Here is a 3,989-nt window from a genome sequence, read left to right as displayed (position 1 = left end):
TCGTGGCAGGTTGTTCGAGGTGCCCTTCAGTCGCGACGGGCTTCACCGGGAAGGCTTGCGCCACTTCAGCCGCTCCTGAACGATCAAGCCGCTTCAGTGTCGACGCGGCCCACCCATCCCCGCTTGCCGAGACCCCCATGCACGATCTGATCGCCGCGGTGTGCCTGGTCGTCGTCTCCGAAGGTCTGATCCTGTTGGTCGCGCCGGAGGCCTGGAAGCGGATGGTGCAGCAGATGCTGGCCATGCCGACCACGCAGTTGCGGATCGCTGGCGGCGTAGCTCTGGCGGTGGGATTGATGGCCTTGCTGTGGGTTCGCGCCTGACCCCGTCTGCCATCGCTGCTGTCGGGGCAGGTCGCTGAACGCGGCAGGGGAAGGGGTGGTGACCGCCACCCAAAACCCGGATAATGCACAAAAGCCGGCCGGGCCCGCTCCATGCGAGCGTCTCGACCGGCTTTTTCCGTGTATGGGTCCTGCCGCCGCCTGGACGCTCCCCGATGGAGCGGCCGCACCGGTGTCGGCCGGTCCCCGCACGGCCACCACATCCGCGTGGCCCCGACGGTCGCGCAGCAAACCAGGAGTTACCCAGCCATGGGTCAGTCAGTTGTCGTGCTCGGCGCCCAGTGGGGCGATGAAGGCAAAGGCAAGATCGTCGATCTGCTCACCGAGGAAATCGGTGCCGTCGTGCGTTTCCAGGGCGGCCACAATGCCGGCCACACCCTCGTCATCAACGGCAAGAAGACCGTCCTGCACCTGATCCCGTCCGGCATCCTGCGCGACGATGCGCTGTGCCTGATCGGCAACGGCGTGGTGATCTCCCCGGCCGCGCTGCGCAAGGAAATCGAGGAGCTGGAGACCTCCGGCGTGGAAGTGCGGTCGCGCCTGAAGATCTCGCCGGCCGCGCCGCTGATCATGCCGTACCACATCGCCCTGGATCAGGCCCGCGAGAAGGCCGCCGGCGGCAAGGCCATCGGCACCACCGGCCGCGGCATCGGCCCGGCCTACGAAGACAAGGTGGCGCGCCGCGGCATCCGCGTCGCCGACCTGCATTACCCGCCGCAGCTGGAAGAGCTGCTGCGCACCGCGCTGGACTACCACAACTTCGTGCTGACCAAGTACCTGGGCGTGGAAGCGGTCGACTTCCAGAAGACCTTCGACGAAGCGCTGGCCTTCGGCGAGTACGTGCAGCCGATGAAGTCCGACGTGGCCGGCATCTGCCACGACCTGCGCAAGCAGGGCAAGCGCGTGCTGTTCGAAGGCGCGCAGGGTGCGCTGCTGGATATCGACCACGGCACCTATCCCTACGTCACCAGTTCCAACACCACCGTCGGCGGCGCACTGGCCGGCACCGGCGTGGGCGCGCAGGACATCGACTACGTGCTGGGCATCGCCAAGGCCTATGCCACCCGCGTCGGCGGCGGCCCGTTCCCGACCGAACTGGACGACGAGATCGGCCAGGGCATCCGCGACCGCGGCGCCGAGTACGGCGCCTCCACCGGCCGTCCGCGCCGCTGCGGCTGGATGGACATCGTCGCGCTGAAGCGGGCGGTGGCCATCAACGGCATCTCCGGCCTGTGCATCACCAAGCTCGACGTGCTCGACGGCATGGAGAAGCTGAAGGTGTGCATCGCCTACGAATACCGCGGCAAGCGCACCGAATACGCGCCGCTGGACGCGCAGGGCTGGGAAGAGTGCACCCCGGTGTACCTGGAGTTCCCGGGCTGGAGCGAGAACACCCACGGCATCACCGTGTGGGACGAACTGCCGCCCGCCGCCCGCGCCTACCTGCGTGCGCTGGAGGAACTGGCCGGCTGCCCGATCTCGATCGTCTCCACCGGTCCGGACCGCGAGCACACCATGGTGCTGCAGGATCCGTTCGCCTGAGGCGGGCAGCACGCGACTCCTTCTCCCGCATGCGGGAGAAGGAAGTGCCGAGTCTCCAGAAAGCCCCGCGACAGCGGGGCTTTTTATTTCGCGCCGCACACTGATACGCGTAATGCGGTGCGCCGTGCATGCACGTGGGAGGGACAGCTGACCGAGCAGCGTGCGCGCGCTTTCTGGTTGCTCGATGCAATCGGAGTTGCCGGAGTGCCGTTGCGGACACTGCAGTCCGCGTCCATCTGCGGCTGCCGCAAAGCTGCGCTAGCATTCCGCGCGGCGCCCGCATGCCGCCACTCGACAAGGACGACCGCCGATGTTCTCTGCACTGTTCGACACGCTGTTCCGCCGCACGCCCAGCCCCGACGCCTTCGCCAGGCTGTACACCGATGCCCTGCGCGCGCGCGGCTATCGCGAGGGTCTGGTCTATCAGCCCGACGCGTTCCGACTGGTCGGCGGCAATGGCTACACCATCTATCTGCACAACGCCTATCAGGCCTACAGGGCCGCGACGCGCAAAGGCCGTGCCGAGGCATTGCGCGCCTATGTGACGTCCTCGCTCAACGCGCAGGAAGAGAATGGCCGGGAAAAGACATTCGACGAGGTGCGCGCGACGCTGATGCCGGTGATCCGCAATCGCGGCATGTTCGAGGAGCTGCGGCTGGAGCACTTGCTGGAGAAAGGCCTCGATGCGCCATTCCCATACGCATGGCGCGACATCGCCGAGGATTGCGTCGAGCTGCTGGCGCTGGATCTGCCGGATACGATCTCCACGCTGTTCCAGGGGCCGCGCGCGGCATGGGGGATCACCCTGGACGAAGGCCTGGCGATCGCCCGCGACAATCTGCGCGACGCGACCGCCGACCATTTCGTCGAAGTCGCACCCGGCGTGTTCCGCGGTGCATGGCAGGATGCCTACGACACCAGCCGCGCGTTGCTGCCCGACGTGCTGTATCGCGTTCCGGTGGCGGGCAATCCGCTGTTCATGCTGCCGGCGCGCGACTGCCTGCTGGTGGTGGGCGATCGCGACGCCGCCGCCATCGGCGCGATGCTGGAACTGAGCGTGGAAGCGGCCGCGCAGGGCCGCAACGTCTCCGCGCTGGTGTTCACTTACGACGAGGCACGCCGCATGGTGCCGTTCGCGCTGGCGTTGCCCGAGCATCGCCAGCGCCAGGCGGACCTGCGCCGGCTGCTGGACGCGCCTGCCTATGCCGATCAGAAGGCGGCGCTGGACAAGCTCCACGACGCGACCGACCAGGACATTTTCGTCGCATCGTTCAGCGTCTACCAGGAGCGCGACGACGGCGCGCGGCAGTTTTCGCTCTGTACCTGGACCAAGGGCGTCGATACGTTGTTGCCCAGAGCCGACCGGATCGCCCTGGTCGTCCCGCGCGACGACGCCGAGGAGGAAGCGGTCGTCCTGGTGTCCTGGGACGAGGCTGTTGCCGCGTTTGGCGACCTGATGGAGCCCCAGCCGCCGCTGTATCCGCCGCGTTACCGCGTGCGGGCGTTCCCCGATGACGCGCAGCTCAGGCAGTTGACGCCGCTGTGATGGGACTTGGGGGTTGGAGTTGGGGGATGCATGGATGTGCTGCGTGCTCGGACCCTCACCCCAACCCCTCTCCCGGTGGGAGAGGGGCTAGTTGCGGTCCCACGGGTAAAGGCGCGTGCAGGCGTAGCGTGAGTAACGTGGCTTCTTGCATGGGATGGAGCTCAAGAAATCGCCCGTATGGCCGATAGCCTTGCACGGGTCGGCGTTGTTGCACGCCGGCAACGGCGTGCGTGGGACCAGAGTGCGACGATATCCGCCGCATTCACGGATCCGGCGTGTGCTGCGGCATCTTGGGGAGAACGGCAGTGCGCAGTCGCTTGATCTTGCAGTCGCTCGGGATGCTGCTGTGCGGGAGTGTGTTGGTATCGTCCGCGGTGGCGCACGCGGCCGCGATGCAGCGGTGCGCACCGGCGCAGGCGTTGCCGGCCTGCGTGGCGGCGGTGCGTGCCGCAGACCCGGCGGCCGCGCTGCAGATGGGCATACCGGCCTGGGACGCCGCGGCCGACAAGCAAGGCTCGATCGCGCTCGGCCTGGAACTGGTCGATGCGGCCGCCGCCGCG

At 67.7% G+C, this 3,989-nt stretch carries 4 protein-coding genes; all 4 read left to right on the top strand.

What is annotated here, in order from left to right; genetic code table 11:
* Positions 1–137: 137 nt before the first annotated feature.
* Positions 138–323: a DUF2065 family protein gene (locus D588_RS0112190; protein ID WP_017916182.1), complete on the top strand. Its 186-nt coding sequence runs from the start codon at positions 138–140 to the stop codon at positions 321–323.
* A 267-nt stretch (positions 324–590) separates the two neighbouring features.
* Positions 591–1,883, top strand: a complete 1,293-nt coding sequence (locus D588_RS0112185; protein WP_026143647.1) for an adenylosuccinate synthase — start codon at positions 591–593, stop codon at positions 1,881–1,883.
* 310 nt (positions 1,884–2,193) lie between these two features.
* Complete coding sequence (locus D588_RS0112180; RefSeq protein ID WP_017916180.1) at positions 2,194–3,429, top strand: hypothetical protein; 1,236 nt, start codon at positions 2,194–2,196, stop codon at positions 3,427–3,429.
* 356 nt (positions 3,430–3,785) lie between these two features.
* On the top strand, positions 3,786–3,989 hold a 204-nt coding region (locus D588_RS27850), incomplete at its 3' end, for a hypothetical protein (RefSeq protein WP_198526764.1).

This window comes from Xanthomonas sp. SHU 308, from assembly GCF_000364645.1.
GTDB classification, from domain to species: Bacteria; Pseudomonadota; Gammaproteobacteria; order Xanthomonadales; family Xanthomonadaceae; genus Xanthomonas_A; species Xanthomonas_A sontii.
The sequence above is the reverse complement of the archived record's forward strand: the minus strand, read 5'-3'. Positions and strand labels throughout refer to the sequence as shown.

Excerpts from the sequence above, each read along its gene's own strand:
- D588_RS0112190 (WP_017916182.1), top strand. The coding sequence starts at position 138 with ATGCACGATCTGATCGCCGCGGTGTGCCTGGTCGTCGTCTCCGAAGGT.
- D588_RS0112185 (WP_026143647.1), top strand. The coding sequence starts at position 591 with ATGGGTCAGTCAGTTGTCGTGCTCGGCGCCCAGTGGGGCGATGAAGGC.
- D588_RS0112180 (WP_017916180.1), top strand. The coding sequence starts at position 2,194 with ATGTTCTCTGCACTGTTCGACACGCTGTTCCGCCGCACGCCCAGCCCC.